The organism is Cognataquiflexum aquatile (assembly GCF_003316845.1).
Taxonomy (GTDB): domain Bacteria; phylum Bacteroidota; class Bacteroidia; order Cytophagales; family Cyclobacteriaceae; genus Cognataquiflexum; species Cognataquiflexum aquatile.
The window spans coordinates 611,471-635,668 of the sequence record NZ_QMIK01000004.1 but is presented as its reverse complement, the minus strand read 5'-3'; the positions used below and the strand labels follow the sequence as shown (position 1 = coordinate 635,668).

Genomic DNA, 24,198 nt, shown 5'->3' with positions numbered 1-24,198 from the left:
ATTATAGGGCAATGTCTTTGTCAATTTTTCCGTCCAACATTTCGATCAGGCGTGTTCCGTAATCTGCATTTTCGCGCGCATGAGTGGCTTGGATGATGGTAGTTCCTTCTTTGTTCAGTTCCTTGAAAACTTCCATTATCTCTTTTGCCTGTGCAGAATGGAGGTTTCCCGTAGGTTCATCGGCCAACAAAACCCTTGGCCTACCTGCGATCGCCCGTGCAATCCCGACCAATTGCTGCTGTCCGCCTGATAGTTGCTCAGGGAACAGGTCCTTCTTGGCTACCATATTGAACCTGTCCAAAAGATCAGCGATGATGCTTTTTCGCTCTCCGGCTGACACATTCCTGTAAAGCAAAGGGGTTTCGATATTTTCATACACCGTCAGTTCGTCGATCAGGTGGTAGGCCTGAAATATGTAGCCAAACTCGGATTTGTGCAAAGCAGACCTTTCCTTGGATTTCATGTTGTTGATAGACTTGTTATCAAAGGAATATTTCCCTTCATACTCTTCATCCAACAATCCGATGATGTTGAGCAAAGTTGATTTGCCCACACCGGAAGGTCCCATCAGGGTGAGAAATTCCCCCTGCTCGATGGTCAGGTCAATTCCTTTCAAAATAAAAACCCGCTGAAATCGCGATTCGATGAATTTGTCAATTTGGTTAAGCTGAATCATTGGTAAGACGTGAGATATGAGATTTGAGAATTGAGACATGATTCCCCAAAACTACCGGGGTGAGACTTAGATTTTGTGGTTTTTGACCGATAACCGATGAATTAAGCATCGCACATCCGACATCTGACGTCGGTCAATTTATCCATCCCAATCCTATGCCATAAAAAAAGCCCAATATTGTTCGAATAAGGGCGTTTTTTGAAAGAATTCGGTTTGAAGTATCGAACATTTTTGTTCGCTGACGGACGATAAGGAGTCTTCTGCGTCAACCCGAGATATCTGGTAGAGAATATTAAACCACAAAAGAAAAAAAGAAAACAAAGGATATCGGTCTTTGCGCCCTTGGCGAAACCTTTCATCCCTTTGGATTAAAAAATATCCCGCTTCCGAAGAAGCAGGATAGGGAGGATTAAACGATTATCACTTTTGTTCTAAGATTTGGGTTTTCTGCTCCACAGTTCCAAAAGATATCTTGATCTTTCCTATATGGTCAGAAATGTATGTCAACAGGGAATAAATAAAAAGGGAAATACCGGTCATTTCCAAAAACTCCTCTATGGTAAAATACACGATATACATGTTGGTTTCCTCGAAGTAAAGGTCCTTATTCCTTCCCCCAAGCATTTCAAAACCCACAGCCCCAAAGACAAAAATCAACCCTGAAACTAAAAAAAGAAGGGCAATATCCATGGGTAGCATTCTCAAAAAAGGAATATATACTCCCAACAAAACCAACAGGGCTACTCCGTAGGGAATGATCCAACCGTAGTAAAAGACTCCCCCTATCCCGAAATTTTCGCGAGCAAACTTGTTGAACATCTCATGGATCGAAATGGCTTCATCTACCGCCAAGAAATAAAACACTACGGACAATCCATACCATCCAAAATAGGGTCTATTAGAGTCCTTGCTGTACACGCCGATGATGGCTAATAAAATGGAGGAAATGAATAAAATACCTGCCGAAAACAGGGAAGGAAAGTTCACTTCCTTATTGAAGTTCATCCACCTTGCAAATTTCTCAAACTTGGAGACATCAGGGTAATAATTGATCAGCATCTGACCGAGGATGTGTCCCGCCAAAAGCAACAACACGATGGAGAATAGGAAGAGTAAGATTTTCTTTGGGAAAATTTTCAATTTCATAATTAGTGTGGTTTTTGATTCAACAAATGCAATTGGCTAGATTCAAATAGGAATCATCTTATAGTCGGATCAAAAGGAGAAATTGTAACCAAGATTTTTGCGGATGAAGCAGATAACTGACGAAATTGAAAGTTCTGCGTTGTTCTGAGATATCTGCGAGAGAAAATGAAACCACAAAAGAAACAAAGGAAACAAAGGATCTCACCCTTTGCGCCCTTCGCGAAACCTTTGTGCCCATTGCGGTAAAAGAAAAAATATCTTACGCAAAGCTTCAAAGAAAAAGGCGGGTTTGACCAATCTTTTTGGTGATACAAACATTGGCGGAGGAGTCTTCTGCGTCAATCTGCGATATCTGCGGGAGAAAATGAAACCAAAATAGAAACAAAGAAAACGAAGGATCTCACCCTTTGCGCCCTTGGCGAAACCTTTGTGTCCATTGCGGTTAAAAAAACGATTTATGAGATATTCCCTTACATCTCCGACAATACCACCTAACTTATACCAAAGTCAAAAAACATGAAATTTCAGATTAAAATTACTTCCTTCAAAACATTGGATCAAGTCAAGGATTATTGGTCTACTGCAGATTATATCCAACTTTTAGACCTTTTCGGTTTTCCTGATGCCGAAAGTTCAGAAGGAGATTCTCTCAGGGAATTGTTAATGATGGCCATTACCGATTATGAACCCAATGAAGCAGCAGCTATTGTCTTGACCTATAAATTGAGCGAGGACTTGTCCAAAGGCCAAATCGAACAGATATCCAACGACATGCTCTTAGACAAGATCGCTGAGGAATATCCCGAAATTAGCCTGCATGCTACACTTTTCCATGTTAACCAACTCCTGTACAAAGCCTTCAACGGCAAGTTCCCAAATATCAAAGCCAGTCAGTTTGAATGTACCCTGACCCCGCTTGATAAAACCGGGAAGGTGGAAATGACCAAAGAAGGCATGCTCAAGTTATTGGACAAGGGACTTTCGGACAGCAACCTTATCAAAAGACTCTTTGGAGATAAAATGACAGGAAATGCTCCTTTCCCCGAAGCGGAGTCCATTCTGTGGGATATGCAGACAACAGACGGAACAAATTTCAAAGTCCTGACTTCCGAATATTGGTTGAGTCAAGATGATCTGATAGCGGATGAATTTGAAGGGGAATATGAGGAAAGGGAGGAAGAGGAGGAAGATTAATTCCTCTTTTTAATTTGGGATAATCCTGTAAAGTTTAAACAGCGATTGATGTTGACTTGAAAAGAAAAATTTAAAAACCTGGTTTAAAATTTATCCAAATCTAAATTTTCTGATTGGCCCGAATCATTCACTCTTCTGTTAGAGCTCATCTCAAAATGACTCTTATCCATCTTTGGCCAATCATTGCCCACAAATCCATAAGCCGCCTGCATCAGTTTGAAAAACAGATCCTTCTTTTCTTCCTCAGGCATATTTCCATAATGTTTCTGATGGTCTGCAGCTTCTTCAAAACTCTGAATAACGAAGGCTTTTTTATCCATTTTCATAGAGACCCAATTAAAATCATCTGCAATTTAATCAATTAAAGACGAGCAAACTTTCGGTGAGCTTTAAAAAAGGAGGAGTGAGAGGTGAAAGGCAAGTAGTAAGAGGTTGATTTTTTTGCGCCTTTGAGTCATATGTGGGATTTTCCTTTCTCTTTTCCTTTGCGTTTTTGCGTCTTTGCGAGATTCATTTTTTTAAGATTTCTCTCTACGTTCAAAATGACAAGGGAAAGCTTTTTTTTCCATCTTCCGTCTTCTGTCTTCCGTCCTTTTATTCAACATTCCCAACTTCCATCCTTCCCAACTTCCATCCTTCCCGACTCCCAAGCTTATCTCACTCGCTTCTTGTTTCTCGCTTCAAATTATTTGCGCCTTCGCGACTTTGCGAGATTCATTTTTTTAAGATTTTTCTCTACGTTCAAAATGACAAGGGAATGCTTTTTTTCCATCTTCCGTCTTCTGTCTTCCGTCCTTTCATTCAACATTCTAACTTCCCGACTTCCTTCCTTCCCGACTTCCAAGCTTCCTTCTCTCGGTTCTTATTCGTCCTTAAGCGTCTTCGCCGGATTTTGGAGATTGACTTTGAGGGTGCGGTAGCCGATGGTCAAAAAGGAAATCAGCGCCACCACCATTATTGCGGCAACATAGACCAATGGAGAAATCTGTGTTTTGTAGGCAAATCCCTCCAACCATTGCTTGGAAAACCATAATCCAAAACCCACTGCCAGGACTGAGGATATTCCCAACAAGGTGAAGAAGTCCGCAGAAAGCACTTTCAGGACATCTCCTGAAGTCGCGCCTAAGACTTTGCGGATGCTGATTTCCCTGGTTCTTCTCAAGGCCACATAGGAAACCAAACCAAACAATCCCATACAGGCAATAAAAATGGCTATCCCTGCAAAAAGGCTGAAGATGGTCCCGGTCTTTTCTTCCGAGCTGTACATGCGCGCATATTCCTGATCGACAAATTTGTAATTGAAAGGCCTGTCAGGAGCTAAGGTTTTCCAAATTCCTTCCATTTTGGCCAAATGCTCCGCAGGATTTCCCTTCGGAAGTTTTGCCAAAATCATATTGGCTTCATTTGGATTGACCATGATGGCCAAAGGCCCCACCTGATGGTGAAGGGAATTGAAGTAGAAATCCCCGACTACGGACTTGACGAAGGCCGGAGAACCGAAATTCAGTTTTTTGCCCACTGCTTCCTCATTGGTCCAACCGAGGGATTTGACTGCGGATTCGTTGAGCATGACAGCATGTTCTATGTTTTCTTCATAGGCGACAGACCTTGTGATTTCATTTTGAGAAAAATCCTCCCCTGCTACAATCTTCAGTCCCAAAGTTTTGACCAAATCCGGATCAGCATTATAGCCTGTAATCATCAGTTCTTTCTCGTTGTCAAACCCAGGAAAGATCTTGTATCCTGCCTTGATGTAGATCGGCATGTCGGCGGCCAAAGTCACGGATTGTGCCGCGCCGGATCTCAGGAGTTCGCTTTTGAGGGTTCCTACAGTTTCCCGCATATTGTAGTGATAGGTCAATGCTACTACTTGCTCCCTGTCATAACCAAGGTTGACTTCACGCATGTAGTCCAATTGCTGCTGCACGATCAGCGTCGCCACCAACAAACCGATAGATACAAAAAACTGGAATACGACAAGGCCTTTGCGAAGCCAAGTCCCTCCCCCGATTTTGATGTTTTTGCCAAGGGCACGCAGCGGTTCCATCCCCGAAAGGATCAAGGCAGGATAAATCCCCGACAAAAATCCGATCAACAACAGGAGCCCAAAAACCGCTACCAGGCCAACAGGAGAAACCAAAAGATCCAACTGAAGTGGCACGCCGGAGAAGTTTTCAAATGGTTGGGCAAGGAAATACAAAACCAAGAGACTAAACATCAGACCGGAAAAAGTCAGGATAAAGGACTCAGATATAAACTGCCCAAAAAGCTGCATCCTCCCTGCACCCATTACCTTTCTCAATCCCACTTCCTTGTTTCTCTCGGTGGCTTCTGCAGTTGCAAGGTTGACATAATTGATGATCCCGATGAAAATCAACAAAACAGCCACGAGGCCGAAGATATAGAGTTGTCGGATGTCGGAAGTTGGTTTGACAGTTTGGAGTTGGTTGTCACCAAGGTGGATGGAAGTGACAGGTTGGAACAAAAAGGATGTTTTGAAGCCATAATTGTTCATGTCTTCACCCATGTATTTTTCGACCATCTGATCCAGCTTGGATGTCAAAGCCGGTAAGTCGGCATCAGGTGTCAGTTTCGCATACGAATAATAATTAGAGGGTGACCATTCGGGATTTTTCCTATGCCGGTGTGTGGCAAAAGAGGCAATAAAGTCAAAATCCAAATGGCTGTTGGAAGGGAAATCCTGCATGACTCCTGTGACTAGGTATTCCTTCCCATCAATTTTCAGCGTTTTGCCATTGGCCTCAGGGGCATTTCTAAAATACCTTTTTGCCGTGCTTTCGGTCAGAACAATCTGATTGGGTTCGGTCAAAACAAGGTCGGGATTGCCTGTGATCATCTCAAAATCAAAGACTTTAAAGAAATTCTGATCAGCAAAGGCAAATTTGGTTTCCTCTTGATTTCCCTCTCCAGCATCCACCATAACAGATGAAAAAATGCTCAGGTCAAATACCAAAGTCCCGATTTCGACTTCAGGCATTTCCTCCATCAACGTGGGAACGAGCAGCGACGGCGTCGTCCCTACCAATTGGCTTTCACCGCCGGAGACAAATTCCTGGTTGAACTTGTAAATCCTCTCCGAGTCGGTGTACATCTTATCATAGCTCAACTCGTGGTAGATATAAAGCGATATCGCCAAAAAGCTGACAATGGCAATCGTCAGACCAAGGATGTTGATTCCTGTATACAGCTTCCGCTTGGACAGGTTTCTGAAGGAGACTTTAAAGTAGTTTTTCCACATATTATTTAGATGTGAGATTTGAGACGTGAGACACAAGAAGCGAGAAGCGAGAAACAAGAACCGAGTGACAAGAACCGAGAGCCGAGAAGCAAGACTTTGCCTTATCATTTAGAAAAAACGCAGGATGTAAGCCTTAGCATTCAATCCTTGATTTGCCTCGAAAATCGTACTCCATACTTCCCTACTTCCATCCTTCTTAACCTACTAACTTCCTTCCCACTACCATGCCAATCGAAAAACATCCAAAACAGTAAATAATCGCTGATTGGAGGTGAAAATCCATAAAATCACGGACATTATTGTTCGCCTACGGGCAAAAAAAAGCAAGGCCTGGACAGGATCCAAACCTTGCTCTATATAACTAAACTAAAATACCTCGATGGAAAGAACGTTTCGGTTTTTGAGGCGGAAAACCTTAGCCCAAAACATCCATTCTAATTGTCCTTGAAAATAGTTGGTTTAGGATTCAGGAAAATTAAAACCGTTTTTGTGGTTGCCTGAATCCACTAAGCCCAAAAACATGCCAAAGGTCAAATCTTCGTTATTTCTTCAATTGGATAGGTTTCAATCTAAACCCTTCTTTGAATACGAACAGTATTCGTCCAGTATCGGTCAAAACAATTACAGGTAAAGGGCGTTTTTTGGGTATATTGTTAAGATTTCTTTTTACTGAATTTCCTTTTCGCCATGAAAAAATTTCTGCTGCCTATCATTCTCCTTTTCTTCGTATCAACTCTATTTGGGCAAACCCAAACAAAAACCGATGCCATCTACACTTACAAAACCCCTGACCGTGACGGCACCGGCAAAGTCTATATGGGGAGGGAAATATCACAGGTCATGAACTTTATGGGTATGAGTTGGCTGGAACGATCCACCCGTCCGCAGGAAGAAAATACAGAGTTGGCAATCAAAAACCTTCCCATTGACAAAAAGAGTGTAGTAGCGGATATCGGAGCGGGATCGGGATATTATACTTTCAGAATCGCCAAGAAAGTACCTGAGGGCAAAGTGTATGCCGTCGAAATCCAGGATCCTGCGATCAAATACTTGGAGGATCGCAGCAAAGAACTCGGCTTCGACAATGTGGTGACGATCAAAGGAACAGAGAAATCACCCATGCTTCCAGAAAATTCCATTGACCTTGCCATCATGGTAGACGTGTACCATGAGTTGGAGTATCCGCATGAGGTACTACAGAACATCAAAAAATCCCTCAAACCGGACGGCAAACTCCTCCTGATCGAATACCGTGGAGAGGACCCAAAAGTCGCCATCAAAAGACTTCATAAAATGACTGTCGAGCAGGTTACCAAAGAGTTGTCAGCCAATGGCTTCATACTTATACAAAACGGTCAGTTTATGAAAATACAGCACTTTTTGGTTTTTGAGAAGGAATGAGCTTTTCTGGTTAAGGGGTTATTTGGTTAATTGGTTATTGTGGTTGTAATAGTTGTAGTTGTTGTAATGGTTGTCTGCTTCGCGTTATAAGGTTGTCAATGTTGTCGGGTTTGGGGAATTCAATAGTTCAAGTCTTCGGACTTGGACTTTCACTGTATCTTGGGTCTTTTTTGGTTGACTGCTTCAGGTTGTTACTGTTTTCGGGTTTGGGAATCCGTCATTCTGAACTGCAGCCTGCAAAGGTGAAGAATCTCATTTAATCTGGTTCTAGATGTTGTAATGGTTGTAATGGTTCTAGTTGTTGTAATGGCTGTCTGCTTCACTTTATTATTGTTGTCGGGTTGTCAGGTTATCTCGTTGAAGAGAACCCGATATTCTGAATTCACCATCATAAATTCTCCAAGTCTCGTTTATTGGCTCTCACTTCATCCAAATCACTCGCTTTTCAAAACTTTTGCCGGATTGATCATGGCGGTTTTGATGGCCTGTGAACTGACTGTCAAAAATGCGATCCCCAAAGCCGCAAGCGCTGTCCAAAGGAATATCTTCCAATCGATGGAGATTCTATAATCAAAGGTTTCTAACCAAGAATCCATAAAATACCATGTGACTGGTATTCCAAGCAACACAGCGATCAGGACCAACTTTGTAAATTCGGAAGATATCAACCTCACCAAACCGGGAATGGATGCCCCTAAAACTTTCCTGACTGAGATTTCCTTTCTTCGTTGTTCAGCTATGAAAGTAGCCAATCCAAAAAGCCCCATGCAGGAAATGAGAACAGCCAAGACCGTAAATAATCCGGTCAATTGAGCCGTACGTTTCTGGGATTCAAACTTTCGGGCATGGACCTGATCTACAAAATTATAATCAAAAGGAGCTCCCGGATTGAACTTTGCAAAAACGTCTTCAACATTTGCCAGTATTTCCGAATAGTCCTCTCCGGGATTTAGACGAACATGGATAAAACTCAGATTTCTTTTTGGACCAAAAACCAAAATAGGCAATACCTCATCAAAAGGCGATCCCATTATAAAATCCTTCACCACGCCGACAACAGTAAAACTCAGGTCATCGTCTTGGATCACCTGTCCCAAAGGATCTTCAAATCCCATTCTCTTAGCTGCGGTTTCATTGATCAAAACTGCATTGCTGTCACTTGGGAAAGTATATACATCGATATCCCTTCCTGCAATCAACTCAAATCCGGCAGTTTCAACCAAGTTCGCATCTGCTCCCATTCTGTACATGGCGGGTCTGTAACTATCATCTTTGCCCTGCCATTTCATCATATTGGTATCACTGTGCAGCTCAGTAATGGGAGAAAAAGTATAACTGACAGAATTGACCTCTTTCAGAGCCAACAGTTCATTGCGGAAAGCCACCATGTTTTCCTGCATTGTTCCGGAGACCTGATGGTAAATGAGGTTTTCCTTGTCCAACCCAAGATCCCTTGTTTGGACATGGTTCATCTGATCGCGGATAATCCATACGCTCGAAATCAATATCGCTACCACTGCAAATTGGAAAACCACCAAAGCCTCACGGGGATTTACCCAATATTTGCGGGCATTCAACTTCAGTTTGAAAACAGCCGTAGGCTTGAAGGAACTCATCAAAAAAGCAGGATAACTTCCGGCCAATATCCCGATGACCATGATATAGACAAAAGAAATCACCCAAAACAAAGGCTGGAAAAAGGGACTTTGAAGTTCCTTTCCGATAAAATTGCTGAAGTAAGGCAAAGCTATCGCAACAATGGTCAATGCAAAACCATAAGCAAACAAGGCAATCATGACTGATTCAACTAAAAACTGCCAAACCAACATTCCCCTTCCGGCACCTGAAATCTTTCTAACACCGACTTCTTTTGCCCTGTTTTCACTTTGGGCAGTGCTGAGGTTGATAAAATTAATACAGGCCAAAAGCAAAATGACAAGCGCTACTCCCCCAAACAATCGTATCAGCTCGATCCGGCCGCCGACAGAAACACCGTTCTCAAATTTAGAATACAGATGCAGGTCAGACATGGGAAACAAAAAATCGCTTACGCTTTTGTCTTCCGTATTCAGGGCAGTAAATCCTGCAAATTTTTCATTGAATTCATTTACATCTGTACTTTCATGAAGCATTGCAAAAGTCCTGTAAGAATTATTGCCCCAAAAAGAATCCGCCCAACCCATTGATTCCAGTTTTTTGAAGGGCAAAAAGACAGTGAAATTGAAGTTGGTGTTTTGAGGTAAATCCTGGACCACGGCCATGACCTGGAAATCAAGTTGCTTTTCTAAAACAACTGTTTTTCCCATTGGATCTTCCTTTCCAAAAAGCTTTTCTGCAACTGTTTTGGTAAGAATAATACCATCCGGAACAGACAAAGCAGACTCAGTATCACCGGAAATGACTTCAAAAGTAAACAACTTAAAGAAACCGGGATCCACAAAAGTTGTCTTTTCATAGAAGCTGTTTGATCCCACGGTCAAAAGATGTGGGTCCCATTCTGTAAGCCTTGTGGTTGCTTCCACTTCAGGAAACTTGTCTTTCAATGCTGGACCATAAGGCGCAGGTGTATAATCCCAACTCAACACTTCGCCGTCCATAGTGGTATAGCGCCAAACTGCATAAACCCGATCCGAATGGGCATAAAACCTGTCGATCGAAAGCTCAAATTGGATCCAGATCAAGATCAAAACAGAAGCTGCAATCCCGATTCCTAACCCACCGATATTGATAATGGAAAATCCTTTACTTCTCAGGATATTTCTCCAGGCGATTTTCAGATAGTTTTTCCACATGGCGGGTTTTGTTTAAAGTTTGGAGGCTTGTTTTGTTGGAATGGTTATAATTGTTCTAGTTGTTGTAATGGTTGTCTGCTTCGCGTTGTCAGGATGTGGAATCCGTCATTCTGAACCGCAACCTGCGGAGGTGAAGAATCTCTTTAAATTGAGACTCTTCGCTTCACTCAGAGTGACGAATACTAAGTCATTTTTAATTCATCATCCTTAACTCTGAATTCCCCAAGTCTCGTCTCTCGCTTCTATTTATTCGCTCTTAAGGCTATCCACAGGATTCATCATCGCGGCTTTGAAGGCCTGTGAACTGACAGTAGCCAAAGCAATAATGAGGGCAACCATTCCGGCTAAACCAAACACCCACCAATCCAAATCTATCCGGTACGCAAAGTCCTGAATCCAGCTGTCTACCACAAACCATGCAACCGGGATGGCAATAAAAATCGCTACCAAAACCAATTTTATAAAATCGGTGGACAACATGGCCACGACACCTGAAATTGAGCTCCCTAAAACTTTGCGGATGCCTATTTCTTTTTTTCTCTGCTCAATGGTAAATGATGCCAATCCAAATAATCCCAAACACGAAATTAAAATGGAAAGAATTGTCAGCATCCCAATGATAACATTCACGGTATTATCAGCCCGATACAATTCCGTGAAATGATCATCCAAAAACTCATACTCAAATTCACTCTCAGGAATCACCGTATTCCACACCGATTCGATATGGGCAAGGGCTTCAGGAACTCTATCTCCTGCAATTTTGACAGAAACTTCCCCATAGCCCCAATCCTTCTGATTGAAAAGTGCAAGGGTTTCGATCTTGTGGTGCAGGGAATTGAAGTTGAAGTTCTTTACTATTCCGACGATCTGACCGACAGAGTCCAGTCCATTAAACCCAAAACCAAATTGGTGACCAACCAGCGATTCGAGTGGCTTGTCACCTCCACTCTCTTTCAGCAACTCCTCAGCCAATGCCTCATTGATGATATAGGTCTTGCCGTTGTCTGCCTCTGAATCCCGGAAATTTCTCCCGACGACCAACTCCATCTGATAGACATCAAGATAATCCGGATCCACCACAACTTGGGAAGTGGTCAGGCCTCTGACAGGTCCATCACCTTTGTAATTCACGGAGGTCTGATGCAGGTTGTTCCCCAATCGCTGCTGTGACCCTGTCACTTTGACCACCAGTGTATTGGATAGCAATTTTTCTTTCAGGAGGTCATACTTCGGTGAATAACGTTCGTTGATGGGAATGGTCACTACCTGATCATGTGAAAATCCCAAATCTTTCTCCTGCATATACCGCACTTGTCGGGAGGCAAAAAATGTAGAAATGATCAAAAATATCGCACAGCTAAACTGGACAACAACCAGGATATTCCGGAAATCGGATTTTCTCTTTCCTGACTCCACGGAGCCTTTCAGGACCTTGACCGGTTGGAAACTAGACAAATACACTGCCGGATAGATGCCGGAAACAATGCCTACTGCCAGGGCACCAAGGAGTAGGGATCCCAATAGGATGGGGTCGCTAAACAAATGCAACTCTAACTTTCGCTGACTGAATTCACTGAGTAAGGGCAATGCAAGGCTAACCAATATCACGGCAAGAAACATTGCAATAAAACTGATCAAGACCGACTCTGCGATGAATTGAAAATATAGCTGTCTTCTTGAAGCTCCGGAGGCTTTGCGCACACCGATCTCAAGGGCTCTGTTGATGGATTTGGCGGAGGAAAGGTTCACAAAATTTATCCCTGCAATAATCAACACGATAAGTGCGATATAAAAGAATATCCGGGTGTAGGCTCCGTCAAATTTCTGATAATTGAGGTAGTCATGGGTGATATCCGTGGAGTTGGCATGGATATCTTCCAATGGCTGCAAGAAAAGCTTGTACCCTTCAGCCCCTTCTTCAGACATATGGGAAACTAGATAGGCAGGAAATTTGGATTCCAGGTAATCAATATCCGATCCATCGACCAGTTCGAGATAGGTTGTCAGCCAGTTTCCTCCCCAGTTCTCCATATTTTGAGGGCCTGCATACGTACTAAAAGAAGTCAGACCATCAAACCGGAGGTGAGAATTTTCCGGAACATCAGCCAGAATTCCCGTTACTGTAAAGTAGGAACTGTCGGCCTCCGATAAGGTCAGGACTTTGCCCATGGCAGGCTCATCTCCAAACAGTTGAACAGCAGTGGTTTCGGTGAGCACTAGGCTACCGGGTTTTACCAAAGCCGTCGCAGGATCACCCTGCAGCATTTTGAAATCAAAAATTTGGAAGAAAGAGGAATCTGCCCACAGGGTCTCCGACAGCGTATGTGCTATTTCGTTTTGTCGAAGTTTCATCTCTCCTCCCGGCCGAACCCTTGTGAAATTGAGGATTTCAGGAAATTCTTCCACCAAAGTCGGCCCCATAGGATACATAGAAAGTGCCACATTTTGGGGAGCAACCATGCCCTCCCATTTTTGCACTTCGTTTAGTCGGTAGATATTCTTGGTATGAATCGAATCAAAATCCCTTTCATAGTTTACAAACAGGAGAATTACGATGCAGACAGCCATTCCGATAGATAGGCCCAAAATGTTTAAGGCTGAGAAAAGTTTGTTTTTCCTCAGGTTACGCCAAGCTATTTTAAGGTAGTATGTCCACATGGAATTTGAAGATTGGAAAATTGAAAGATTGGAAAATTTTAAAATTTAAAGGTTGGAAAGCTGTAAGGTTGTAGTTGTTCTAGTTGTTGTAATGGTTTTCTGCTTCGCGTTGTCAGGATGTGGAATCCGACATTCTGAACCGCAACCCGCGGATGTGAAGAATCTCTCTAAATTGAGACTCTTCGCTTCACTCAGAGTGACGAATACCAAGTCATTTTTAATTCATCATTCTAAATTTTGAATTCCCTCGATCTTGCACCTTACATTTTTTAGGTGGTTGTCTGCGTCGTCACGGGTCTTGGTACTTGGTACTTAATACTTTGTACCTTCAAGACATCCTCTTCCTTTCGAGAATTCAGTCTTGCATCTTATGTCTTCATAAACTCATTCATCCTTCAAAATCTTCGCAGGATTGGTCTGGGCAGCAGCATAGGAATGTAACCCTACGATCAGCAGGCAGAGAAACATTACCCCAAGGCCTGAAAGCCCATAAATGAAATAAGGCATTTCCACTTTGTAACTAAAGGAATTCAGCCACTCGTTTAGAAAATAATAGGCAGGATACACTGCCAAGACAAAGGACACCAAAATCAGGATGACATATTCCCGTGATATCAGTCCCAAAATCTGCATAATGGACGCGCCCAACACTTTTCTGATGCTGATTTCTTTTGTTCGCTGCGCAATCGTATAGGATGAAAGCCCAAATAACCCCATCGCGGAGATGATCACCGCAAGGATACAGGCCATGCCCAATACATTTCTGATTTTCATGTCCTCCTCGTAAAAAGAGGCTATGGCATCATCCAAAAATTTGAATTCGGATTCATCATAGGGATAAATTTCCTTGAAGATTCCCTCCATTTCAGTTTTGGCGAGAGCGAGATTATATCCTTTTTCGAGTTTGATATTCAACACATGAAAACCTTCAGGAACATAAGAGAATACCAAAGGCCGGATTTCTTCCCTCAAAGTCCGCGAATTAAAATCATTGACCACTCCGGTGATTTTTCTCTGGGTGGCACCGAACCTCACCAATTTTCCCACGACTTCATCAGGACTTGCCGCTCCGATTTCTTTGGTAAAAGCCTCATTGACCATGATTTCGTCGGCTTGGTTTGATCCGGTTTTTCCTGAAAGAATCTTGAGGCCGTTGACAGCGACGAAAGACGAATCGACATTTTTGACTTGGACGATATGGCGCGTTTCTGAAGTGTCTTTTGGTACATATAAATCAGAAGTCCAAAGCCCATCAGAAGATACCAAATCCCCACTCAAACTAGCATTTTTGACGAAGGTGAACTGAGAGATCCGCTCTCTTATCCTTTCGGCTTTGTCTACACCGGCCATAAATGGCAGTTGGGTATAGACCACTGCCTCACGTTCAAAGCCTAATGGTTGGCTTGAAAGGTATTTCATCTGAAATGAAATCACCGAAACCAAAATGATGAAAGCGATAGAACTCGCAAATTGAAGGACAGCCAGGTTTTTTCTTAGAAAAACCCCGATGGAAAATTTTCCGCTTTGTTCCTTCTCTCCTTTTAGGGCACGCTGCGGATCATAATTGGCCAAAATAAGTGAAGGATAAATACCCGCCAAAAGTGTCAACAAAATGGAAATCACTGACAAAAACCCAAGGTTTTCCAGACTGAGATAATCCACTTCGAGACCTGAAGGAAGGTAATTTCTGAAAACCATCGCCAATCCCTCTGTCAGCACAATGCCCAAAAGGCAGGAAAAGAAAACAATCAGGTATGTTTCTGACAAAAACTGAAAGACCAATTGGGACCTGTCACCTCCAAGGGTTTTTCTGATTCCCACTTCCTTGGCCCGGCCGATTGCTTGGGCTGTTTCGAGGTTGATAAAATTCAGACATGCCAATGTCAAAATGATCAAACCAATAAAAATCAGGCCTTTCAGGAATACCTTGGAGACGGATTGCGGACCCGGATCAGATTGGTCAAAATGGATTTCTGACAAAGGTTGTATGGTGAATCTTGAATTTCCCCCTTCTTTGTTGAGGTACTTTTTGGAGATATTGTCCAGACCCAGGTTCAGGTCTGCTTCGGACTTTAGAAATTCTTTTTTGATAAAAAGCTGGGAACTGGAATTGACATTTCCCCAAGAATCAAGGCCGAACCAATTTTCTTTTTCCATGCTTTTGATCGTGGCAAAGGAAATGAAATCGGTAAAAACGAGGTCGGTATTTTCTTCAAAATCAGCCACCACACCTGTCACCTGCGCAGAGATGGTATCTGCATCGGAATATATAATTTCCTTGCCCAAAACATCCAAAGGCTGTTGCCCGGGAAAATACTTTTCCAGTGAAGCAAGACTGATTACCGCAGAATTGGGATTTTCCAGTGAGTTTTCAGGGCTTCCTGCCAGCCATTTTCTGGGGAAAATTTTAAAAAATCCGGCATCTGCAAAAGTCACTGTATTGGTTCTACCCATTACTTTATTGGATTCGGGAAGTATCACCAAAGTTTCCCAAAGGGTGTATAGTCTACCTTTATGGGCGATGCCTGTCAACTCCGATTCGACCACTTCTCCCAAAGGTCCGGGCACGCCTGAGTTCGGGAATTCTCCATCTCCAAAATCGGTAATCATCCCCATCCGGAATATTTGTTCCGAATCCGGATGGAATTTGTCAAAGCTATGGGCATACCAAAAAATATTGAAAATCAGGAAACAGATTGATATCCCGATTGACAATCCCAAGATGTGAATACCGGTCCTGAGTTTGTTTCTTTTCAGGTTTCTCCAGCCGATGAGTAAGTAGTTGCGAAACATAGGGAAAGGGGATTTAGTGGTTATAATTGTTGTAGTGGTTGTAGTGGTTGTAATTGTTAGAATGGTTGTCGGGTTGTCGGGTTGTCAAGTTGTCTGGTTGTCGGGTTGTCAAGTTGTCTGGTTGTCTGGTTGTCGGAATTCTTCATTATTAATTCATAAAATGTATGTACACAATTATGCCAGTAGATTGGATATGCCTTTAAATTTTTGTCTGCAGACTGAAATATCCGGTACATCCCTGCCCGACGACAGGCGGGGGTCTTCCGACTTCCGTCTTCCGTCCCCATGAAGAAGAATATAGGGTTACTGGCAAAGAAGCGTTTATCCATGATTCATAATTCTAAATTCAGATTTCCCCAAGTCTTGCGTCTTGAATCTTCTGTCCAATTATTCATCCGTCAAACTATCCACCGGATTGGCAATGGCAGCACGAATGGCTTTTGAACCCACTGTCAATGCCGTGATCAGCAGCGAAACCAACATCACCGAAAGGAATAAACCAATCGAAATTGGAGTCCTGTAAGCAAACGATGCCAACCATTCCTGCACCATGAAATAGGCTAATGGAATCGCAATCACAAATGCCAATAAAACCATCAGGATAAATTCCTTGGAAAGCATCATCGTGATCTGTGCAACAGAAGCTCCGAGCACTTTTCTGATGCCGATTTCTTTGACTTTTTGACCCACCATAAATGACACCAAGCCATACAAACCAATACAGGATATCAGAATGGAAAGAACAGCAAAGATCTTATACACCAACGCCAGCTTTTGCTCGCTTTCGTAAAATGCGGCAATAGATTCATCCAAGAAATTGGCAGTATAAATCTGTTCAGGGTATATTTCCTCGAACTTTTCCTGTATCGCTGTCAAGGTTGCTTTGTCTGAGCGCGCATCAAGCTTCACTGCAACCTGCCTGTAATAAGCCTTTTCGGTCGTGATAAGCAATTGCTTGATTTCTTCCCTAAGAGAATTGACTGTAAAATCCTTGACCACGCCGGTGATCGGAACCCACTCCCCGCTTCCCAATCGGATGTTTTTGCCGATCGCTTCTTCAGGAGAAGGAATCAAAAGTTTCTTGGCCATGGTTTCATTGATCACCACATTTCTGATGGTATCGCTCGCGGGATATCCTTGGCCTGCAGCAAATTCCATTTCATAAAGGTCAAAGTATGCAGCATCTGCAAACTTCAGATAAGCAGGAAAAGTGACATCTTCACTTTTGTTGTCAAAGTAAAAATTGGTTGCAGAATTGTTATCCGAAGAAGGGACATCCGAAGCCAAACTTGCCCCCTCGACTCCGGGAATCCCTAATAATCCCTGCTTGAACCCTTCAATACGGACTTCTGTAGGACTGTCGGATGGAACTTCGATGTAATAGATGGCATCTTTATTAAACCCTAGGTCAGTTTCCTGCACCAGATTCATCTGCCTGACAGCTATCAGCGTCCCGATCATAAGGATCTGTGCAATGGCAAACTGAAGGACCACCAAACCTCTCCTAATTGAAATCCCTCCTATTTGAGCTCCCTGAAACTTATTTTTGAGTGCTTGGATAGGCTGAAATTTGGAGATAATCATCGCGGGATAGAATCCCGAAACCAATGTCAAAAGAACAAGCAAGGAAGCCACAAAGAATAAAATCACAGGCTGGAAAAAACTGATGGTAGAAGGAACATCAGCTATTTTGTCGAGAAATGGAAACAAAAGATTTGCAAGGCCAAAAGACAACAGGGAAGCAACCAAAACTGTCAGGAAGGTTTCTCCAAAGGACTGCAATGCTATCTGCGACTTGGAGCTTCCCATTACTTTCCTCACCCCGATTTCCTTACTTCGTCCGATTGCCTGCGAAGTACTGAGATTGACAAAGTTGATAGATGCCATCAGGAGGATAAATATCCCGACAATGATCAAAGTCTGAATAGTTGATTTTCGGACCATTCTACCACTCAAAGGTTCAAAAGACTGGTTGAAATGAATATCGCTGAGTGGCTGCATGTGGTGGGATTTCACGGATGTTCCTCTACCTTCAAAGTGCTTTTTGGAAAAACCATCCAATTGACTTTGCGCTTTTGCCAAATCACCGTTTGGATCCATCTGGACGTAGACCTGAAAATTACTGCTGGTACTTCCCCACTCTTTGAGGTCATACCCAAACATATCCTGATGCGACCGGATGGTCTCAAAAGATGCCAACATATCAAAATCAAAGTTGCTGTTTTCAGGTATATCGTTTACCACCGCACCTACCAACAAAGTCACGCCATTGGTAAGCTGTAGGGATTTACCTTGTGCACTTTGCCAATTTCCAAAAAACCGCTCCGCCTCTGTTCGGGTCAGGATAATATGGTCAGGCTGATCTAATATAATCGGACTTCCCGCAATAAACTCCACATCAAAAACTTCTGCATATTCTGAAGTAGTAAAAAACAACCTTTTCGCCTTATATTTATCCAAGCCCCCCTCATCATTTGTTTTCTGGATATTGACCTGTACATCACTGTGGACAATGACAGGGACAACTATTTCATACATCAGCTTTTCCGACATCAATGCATCGGGAAAGGGATTGGATACACCGGGGTTAAAATCCGTGATGTTTTCGTAAGTATCTTGCGTGACAATTCTGAAAATCTGATCATAATTTGTCTGAAATTTATCATAACTCAATTCATATTGGACCACCACAAAAAGTAATAATGCAGCAGTAATTCCAATAGTCAATCCAAAAATATTGATTGCCCCGATCCATTTGCTGCGCGTAAGTGAGCGCCAGGCGATTTTGAAGTAGTTTTTGAGCATGGTGAGAGTTGAAGGTTTAGAAGTTTAATGGCTTGTGGTTTCTTGGATTTTTGAAAATCAGAAATTCCTTATTCATTTCTCAGGCTTTCAATCGGGTTAATAGTGGCAGCCCGATAGGCCTGTGATAAGATGATTCCCAAACTGATCAACAAAATCGCACCTACTCCAAATCCAATTGGTATGACTCCAATACTAACCCGGGATGCAAAGAAATCAAGCCATAAATTATTGATAAAATATGCTGAAGGCACAGCTATCAAGATGGCGATTCCCAATAAGGCCAAAAAGGTTTTGGACAGTAAATAAATAATCTGGGGAATACTTGATCCAAGGGTTTTCCGGATTCCAATCTCTTTGATTCGGGTTTGGGCAGTATAAGTCGCCATCCCCAAAAGCCCTAAACATGAAACAAATACCGCCAGAAATGAAATCAGTCCGATGACTGAAGTGACATCTCCCAAAACCTGATGGATGAACAGGAGCTCCTCATCCAAAAATTTGTAGGAAAATTTGGAATTTGGATTTACCTCTTTCCAAGATGCTTCAAGAGCTTCAAGCGTCTGTGCCTGGTTTTGATTGGAGATTTTCACCAAAGCAAAACCAAATTCACTTTCTCTGTTTCTCAAAATCAAACTTTGCATTTCCCTATGGGGTGGAAGGAACTGAAAATCCTTGACCACTCCTGCTACTTGCAGATTTTGGAATTCACCGTCTTGGTTTATCGTCAATTGCTTTCCGATAGCTTCCTCTATACTGCCAAGATTAAATTCTTCAACCGACTTCTCGTTGATCAAAATTAGGTTTGGGCTTCCTTCGGCAGGAACGTTGGTACCTGCCAAGATTTCCAATCCTAAAACGTCCACAGCCAAAGCATCGATATCAAAGAAATTAGTGGAAATACTATCCAAAGGATAATCGGGATTAACCACTTCATTGCCAAAACTCCAACCTCCCCCGGGTATAAGAGATGTCGCCCCAACTTGAGTGACAGAAGGATTGGAAACTACAGCCTGAGCAAATCTGGAATAGTTTTCAGGATTAAAAAGCTTGACAGTGACGATGTTTTCCTTTGCAAATCCATATTCAAAATTCATAATGTGCCTGGATTGGGCCTGGATGAGTACAACAGAAATGATAAAAATCAAGGAAATTGAAAATTGGATCACCAAGAGGATATTTCGGATCCTCAAATTTTTGAACATCCTGACACCACTCAGCTTATTGAACAAATTGATAGGGTTCAGTTTGGAAACATAAGAAGCAGGAAGTAAACCGGCTAAAACCCCTACAGCAATGCTGAAACCTATAAAAATCAATATTGCAGATAGATTTTGCTCAAAAGAAATCTTCAGATACTTTTCAAAAGTCATGCCTGCAACTCCCTTTTGGAGTAACTGAAGAAGGAAGAAAGCCAAGACCAATGAACAAAGTGATATTAGCACAGCCTCAGTTATAAACTGTGCAAAAATCTGGCTTTTGCTTGCTCCTGAAACCTTTCGTATTCCTACTTCACGAATCCTGGTAAGTGCCCTGGCTACTGACATGTTGGTATAGTTCAGACAGGCCGAGAACATCACAATGATACAAAGGACCCCCAGAATCAATAGGACCACTTTAGGAATACCAATATGGGTAGTGTTTCCAATCATCCCCATTGGATTAATTTCACTCAAAGCAACAGCTTTAAAAGAATGTTTGTCCTCAAATTTTAACCCATAAATTTCCTCAGAAACTTGATCTAGAATTGACTGAAAATCACTTTTACTTTGCCCTTCCTCCAAAAGGACATAAGTGTAATTGGTCCAAACGTTGTTCCAATCTTCCTCGTTTTCATACATTACCGAGCCTTCGGGAAGTGATTTCATTGTACTCAAAGAAGCTAAAAGTTTAAATGGCAAGTGGGTTTTACCGGGTGTTGGATTGAGAACGCCTGTGATGGTAAAGTAGCCAAAATCAGTTTCGATATTCCCTTCCTCGATATCGGTGGCCCTGATATCCTTATCCTGAAAAGCGACAATCTTGCCAAGTGCTGATTCATTTTTAAATAGAATATCTGCCAATTCTGATGTAATCACCATCGAAAATGGTTCATTCAAGGCTGTTTTTGGATCTCCTTCTTTGAAAGAAAAATCCAGAATTTTAAATAGATTTTCATCCGCAAAATAACCTCCACCTGATGCAAATTTCTCCTCATAGATGATGTCCCCTCCGATTTCACTATTGATCGCTGCCGCGGCTTCAACAATAGGATACTCTTTTTTCAGCTTTTCAGCAAGGGGTAAAGCAGTACTTGCTGTTTCTCCTTCGTTTTCCTGATATTCAGTAGAATGAATTCTGTAGATACTGTCCTTTTTGCTATGGTAAGTGTCATAACTATACTGATCTATCCCTATCATGATGATAAGTAAACAAATAGACATGCTGACTGCCAAACCAAGAATATTGATTAGGCTAAAGGATTTATTCCTTATCAGATTTCTCCAGGCGATTTTGAAGTAGTTTTTGAGCATGGGGATATAGTTGTAATGGTAGTAGTTGTTGTAATTGTTGTCGAGTTGTAAATGTTGTCCGGTTGTCTTCGGTGCTTGGTACTTGGTACTTAATACTTGATACTTTTCGTTGTAATGGTTATCGAGTTGTCATTGTGGTCGGTTGATTAAGGCTGTCAGCAGGGCTTGTTACTTGGTACATAAAACTTTGTTCAATCAAATTTTTCCCTATTTTTCGACAATTCAGTCTTGGATCTAATGTCTTTTTCCTCATTCGCTCTTCAGACTCTTCACCGGATTCAGCATCGCTGCACTGATGGCTTGAGAGCTGATGGTGACCATAGCCACAATGACTGCAACCAATCCTGCCAATAAGTATACCCACCATCCGATTTCAATTCTATAGGCAAATCCTTCCAGCCAGCTATTCATGGCATACCATGTAACCGGGATGGCTAGGACAATTGCTACCAAAACCAATTTGATAAAATCCTTGGACAACAAGGCAACAATACTCGAAACCTCAGCGCCAAGCACTTTTCTGATTCCGATCTCTTTTGTTCTGATTTCTGCTGTGTAAGTAGCCAGACCTAAAAGTCCCAAACAAGCAATTAAGATCGCCAAAACAGAAAATGAGGTAAATATCTTCCTAAATTTGAAATCCGCTTGGTATTGTTTGTTAAAGTCCTCATCCAAAAAGCTGTATAAAAACGGCCTATAGGGTGGGGCCATTCTTTTCCAGACTTCCTCAATTTCTTTAATGGTTTTTTCCAAATTTTCCGGTTTTACTTTGATAGAAAGGAAACGACTCGAATAAGCATCAAATGGTAAAGTCAGTGGCTCTATAGTCCTGTGGAGGGATATAAAATTGAAATCCTTTACCACCCCGATTACTTCTCCTTTCCTACCCCATTGGTCAAATTTCTTCCCAATAATGTCGGCAGGATTGGCATAGCCATATTGACGTGCAGCGGCTTCATTGATCACCAAAGCTGAAGTGGAATCTGAAGGAAATTCCCTTGAATAGGATCTTCCGGCCACCAACTCCATATCAAAATGATCAATAAAATCAATTCCAACCTGAAAAATTGCCTGACCCATTTGAACCATTTCCCCACCAGGATTCTGTATGGATGTGCCGGCGTTTGGAAAATATCCTCCGGGAACACTTCTTGAAAAAGCTACTGACAAAATTGAAGGATTTGCTTCCAACTCGCTTTTGAGCGCACTCGATATCATATTTACTTTATCATCATAATTGTAGTCCAATACCAACATCTGCTCTTTGTCAAAACCCATGTCTTTGTCAAGAAGGTGGTTCATTTGGCTATAGACGATGATAGTCCCGGCAATCAGGATGATAGATAGGCTAAACTGAAAAATCACAAGTCCTTTTCTAAGGCTGATTCCACTGTTATTAGCTACAGAAATTCCCTTTAAGATCTGAACCGGCTTAAATCCTGACAGTACAAAAGCCGGATAGGATCCTGCCAATATCCCCACCACAAATAGAATCCCGATTAGACTAGGAACCGATTGCCAACTGACAAACTCCTTCAACCCCAGTTCTTTGCCGGTGATGCTGTTCATCAGCGGCATGGCAATTGCTACAAAAATGCCAGCAGCAATCATCGCCAGAAATACAATGATGATAGACTCCCCTAGGAATTGGAATACAAGATGCTTCCTTTCTGCGCCAACGGATTTTCTGATTCCCACTTCCTTAGCCCGCTCCATGGATCTAGCAGTGGACAGGTTCATAAAGTTGATCATTGCTATAACAAGAATGAAAATCCCTATGACCGAGAAAATATAGATGTTGGATAAGCTTCCTGTTTCTCCGGGTTGTCTGTCCGCGTCTGTCCGGAGATAAAAATCCTTCATCTGCTCGACTTTTACAGTATAGAGGGGATTATCCTGTCTTGCAGCAAGAAAATCAGGGATTTTTTGTTTGAATGCAGCAAGGTCAAAGTTTTCATTTACCAAGAAATAAGTGTAAAAATCCACATATCCCCAAGCATCAAATACTTCAGGCCAAAATTGTCTGAATGTACTTAATGAAAGCAATATGTTGAATTTGAAATGGGAATTTTCAGGAACATCTTCAATGACAGCCGTCACAGTGTAATCCCCTGCATTAGACCTTCCAGGTGAGTCACTTCCTTTGACTGTTTTGCCGATTGGATCCTCATTTCCAAAATACCTTTTGGCTGTGGTTTCAGTCATTACCATACTATAAGGTGCTGTCAATGCAGTTTTGGGATCGCCTTTGATCACCTTCCAGCTAAAAACATCAAAGGCTGTCGAGTCCATAAAAAACACACCCTCTTCTTGATAGAAATTTTCACCATCGGTAAGCAGGATATCAGAACTGCCGGAAAACTGGACTACTTTGTCGATTTCAGGGAAATAACTTTTAAGTGCTGGTCCCACGGGGGCATTGTGCCAAACCCAATATGGAATAACTCCTGCATTTTCAGCTTGGTCTTTGGATGGAAGTTCACCATGGATTAATCGGTAAATACGGTCGCCTTTTTCATGATAAGAATCAAATGACAATTCGTCTTGAACAAACATAAAAATCATGAAGCAACAGGCCATTCCCAACCCCAACCCAAAAATATTGATGAATGAGTATGCTTTCTTTTTCAAAAGGTTTCTCCAGGCGATTTTGAAGTAGTTCTTGAGCATATGGTTGTAGTTGTAGTTGTAGTTGTGGTTGTAGTTGTAGTAGTGGTTGTAATTGTTGTCAGGGTGTCAAGTTGTCGAGTTGTCTTCGGAGCTTAGTACTTGGTACTTAATACTTGGTACTATTTGTTGTAATTGTTCTAGTAGTTGTAATGGTTGTCTGTTTCTAGTTGTCGAATCCTTCATTCTTAAATTCTGAATTTATCATTCTTAATTCCCAAAGTCTCATCTCTCGTCACTCGCCTCTTTTTAGTTGTTATTGTTTTTTGGTAAGCGTTGTCCAAAACCTCGGTA

The 24,198-nt window shown here is 42.1% G+C and carries 12 protein-coding genes; 2 read left to right on the top strand and 10 right to left on the bottom strand.

The window, feature by feature from the left end; translation table 11 throughout:
- Position 1: 1 nt before the first annotated feature.
- Together DQW11_RS14205 and DQW11_RS14200 are read right to left on the bottom strand one after the other, a co-directional pair.
- Entirely contained in the window at positions 2 to 676 is a 675-nt protein-coding gene (locus DQW11_RS14205) for an ABC transporter ATP-binding protein (protein ID WP_113924720.1), read from the bottom strand.
- Positions 677 to 1,096: 420 nt separating this feature from the next.
- Positions 1,097 to 1,822, bottom strand: a complete 726-nt coding sequence (locus tag DQW11_RS14200; RefSeq protein WP_113924719.1) for a hypothetical protein — start codon at positions 1,820 to 1,822, stop codon at positions 1,097 to 1,099.
- Positions 1,823 to 2,338: 516 nt separating this feature from the next.
- Here DQW11_RS14200 and DQW11_RS14195 point away from each other — a divergent pair.
- Positions 2,339 to 3,016 (top strand): hypothetical protein, encoded by a 678-nt coding sequence (locus tag DQW11_RS14195; protein ID WP_113924718.1) that lies wholly within the window; start codon positions 2,339 to 2,341, stop codon positions 3,014 to 3,016.
- A gap of 83 nt (positions 3,017 to 3,099) precedes the next feature.
- Here DQW11_RS14195 and DQW11_RS14190 read toward each other — a convergent pair whose 3' ends face one another.
- Entirely contained in the window at positions 3,100 to 3,342 is a 243-nt protein-coding gene (locus DQW11_RS14190) for a hypothetical protein (protein WP_113924717.1), read from the bottom strand.
- A 536-nt stretch (positions 3,343 to 3,878) separates the two neighbouring features.
- On the bottom strand, positions 3,879 to 6,275 hold the full coding sequence (locus DQW11_RS14185) for an FtsX-like permease family protein (protein ID WP_113924716.1): 2,397 nt from the start codon (positions 6,273 to 6,275) through the stop codon (positions 3,879 to 3,881).
- A gap of 687 nt (positions 6,276 to 6,962) precedes the next feature.
- Here DQW11_RS14185 and DQW11_RS14180 point away from each other — a divergent pair.
- Positions 6,963 to 7,676 (top strand): class I SAM-dependent methyltransferase, encoded by a 714-nt coding sequence (locus DQW11_RS14180; RefSeq protein WP_113924715.1) that lies wholly within the window; start codon positions 6,963 to 6,965, stop codon positions 7,674 to 7,676.
- Between the two features lie 434 nt (positions 7,677 to 8,110).
- Here the strand turns inward: DQW11_RS14180 and DQW11_RS14175 are convergent, their stop codons facing one another.
- The 6 genes from DQW11_RS14175 to DQW11_RS14150 all read right to left on the bottom strand — a co-directional run bounded on the left by DQW11_RS14175 (position 8,111) and on the right by DQW11_RS14150 (position 23,907).
- The gene (locus DQW11_RS14175; RefSeq protein WP_113924714.1) at positions 8,111 to 10,468 is read right to left on the bottom strand and encodes an ABC transporter permease; all 2,358 of its coding nucleotides are present in this window, start codon (positions 10,466 to 10,468) and stop codon (positions 8,111 to 8,113) included.
- 246 nt (positions 10,469 to 10,714) lie between these two features.
- A complete protein-coding gene (locus tag DQW11_RS14170) occupies positions 10,715 to 13,129 on the bottom strand; it encodes an ABC transporter permease (protein ID WP_113924713.1) in 2,415 nt (804 codons plus the stop codon).
- A 384-nt stretch (positions 13,130 to 13,513) separates the two neighbouring features.
- Complete coding sequence (locus DQW11_RS14165) at positions 13,514 to 15,922, bottom strand: ABC transporter permease (RefSeq protein ID WP_113924712.1); 2,409 nt, start codon at positions 15,920 to 15,922, stop codon at positions 13,514 to 13,516.
- A 387-nt stretch (positions 15,923 to 16,309) separates the two neighbouring features.
- Positions 16,310 to 18,727: an ABC transporter permease gene (locus DQW11_RS14160; RefSeq protein WP_113924711.1), complete on the bottom strand. Its 2,418-nt coding sequence runs from the start codon at positions 18,725 to 18,727 to the stop codon at positions 16,310 to 16,312.
- 68 nt (positions 18,728 to 18,795) lie between these two features.
- Complete coding sequence (locus DQW11_RS14155) at positions 18,796 to 21,237, bottom strand: ABC transporter permease (protein ID WP_232826751.1); 2,442 nt, start codon at positions 21,235 to 21,237, stop codon at positions 18,796 to 18,798.
- Between the two features lie 249 nt (positions 21,238 to 21,486).
- Complete coding sequence (locus DQW11_RS14150) at positions 21,487 to 23,907, bottom strand: ABC transporter permease (RefSeq protein ID WP_113924709.1); 2,421 nt, start codon at positions 23,905 to 23,907, stop codon at positions 21,487 to 21,489.
- Positions 23,908 to 24,198: the final 291 nt, after the last annotated feature.

Coding starts and splice junctions, on each gene's coding strand:
- DQW11_RS14205 (WP_113924720.1), bottom strand. CDS start 676: ATGATTCAGCTTAACCAAATTGACAAATTCATCGAATCGCGATTTCAG.
- DQW11_RS14200 (WP_113924719.1), bottom strand. CDS start 1,822: ATGAAATTGAAAATTTTCCCAAAGAAAATCTTACTCTTCCTATTCTCC.
- DQW11_RS14195 (WP_113924718.1), top strand. CDS start 2,339: ATGAAATTTCAGATTAAAATTACTTCCTTCAAAACATTGGATCAAGTC.
- DQW11_RS14190 (WP_113924717.1), bottom strand. CDS start 3,342: ATGAAAATGGATAAAAAAGCCTTCGTTATTCAGAGTTTTGAAGAAGCT.
- DQW11_RS14185 (WP_113924716.1), bottom strand. CDS start 6,275: ATGTGGAAAAACTACTTTAAAGTCTCCTTCAGAAACCTGTCCAAGCGG.
- DQW11_RS14180 (WP_113924715.1), top strand. CDS start 6,963: ATGAAAAAATTTCTGCTGCCTATCATTCTCCTTTTCTTCGTATCAACT.
- DQW11_RS14175 (WP_113924714.1), bottom strand. CDS start 10,468: ATGTGGAAAAACTATCTGAAAATCGCCTGGAGAAATATCCTGAGAAGT.
- DQW11_RS14170 (WP_113924713.1), bottom strand. CDS start 13,129: ATGTGGACATACTACCTTAAAATAGCTTGGCGTAACCTGAGGAAAAAC.
- DQW11_RS14165 (WP_113924712.1), bottom strand. CDS start 15,922: ATGTTTCGCAACTACTTACTCATCGGCTGGAGAAACCTGAAAAGAAAC.
- DQW11_RS14160 (WP_113924711.1), bottom strand. CDS start 18,727: ATGCTCAAAAACTACTTCAAAATCGCCTGGCGCTCACTTACGCGCAGC.
- DQW11_RS14155 (WP_232826751.1), bottom strand. CDS start 21,237: ATGCTCAAAAACTACTTCAAAATCGCCTGGAGAAATCTGATAAGGAAT.
- DQW11_RS14150 (WP_113924709.1), bottom strand. CDS start 23,907: ATGCTCAAGAACTACTTCAAAATCGCCTGGAGAAACCTTTTGAAAAAG.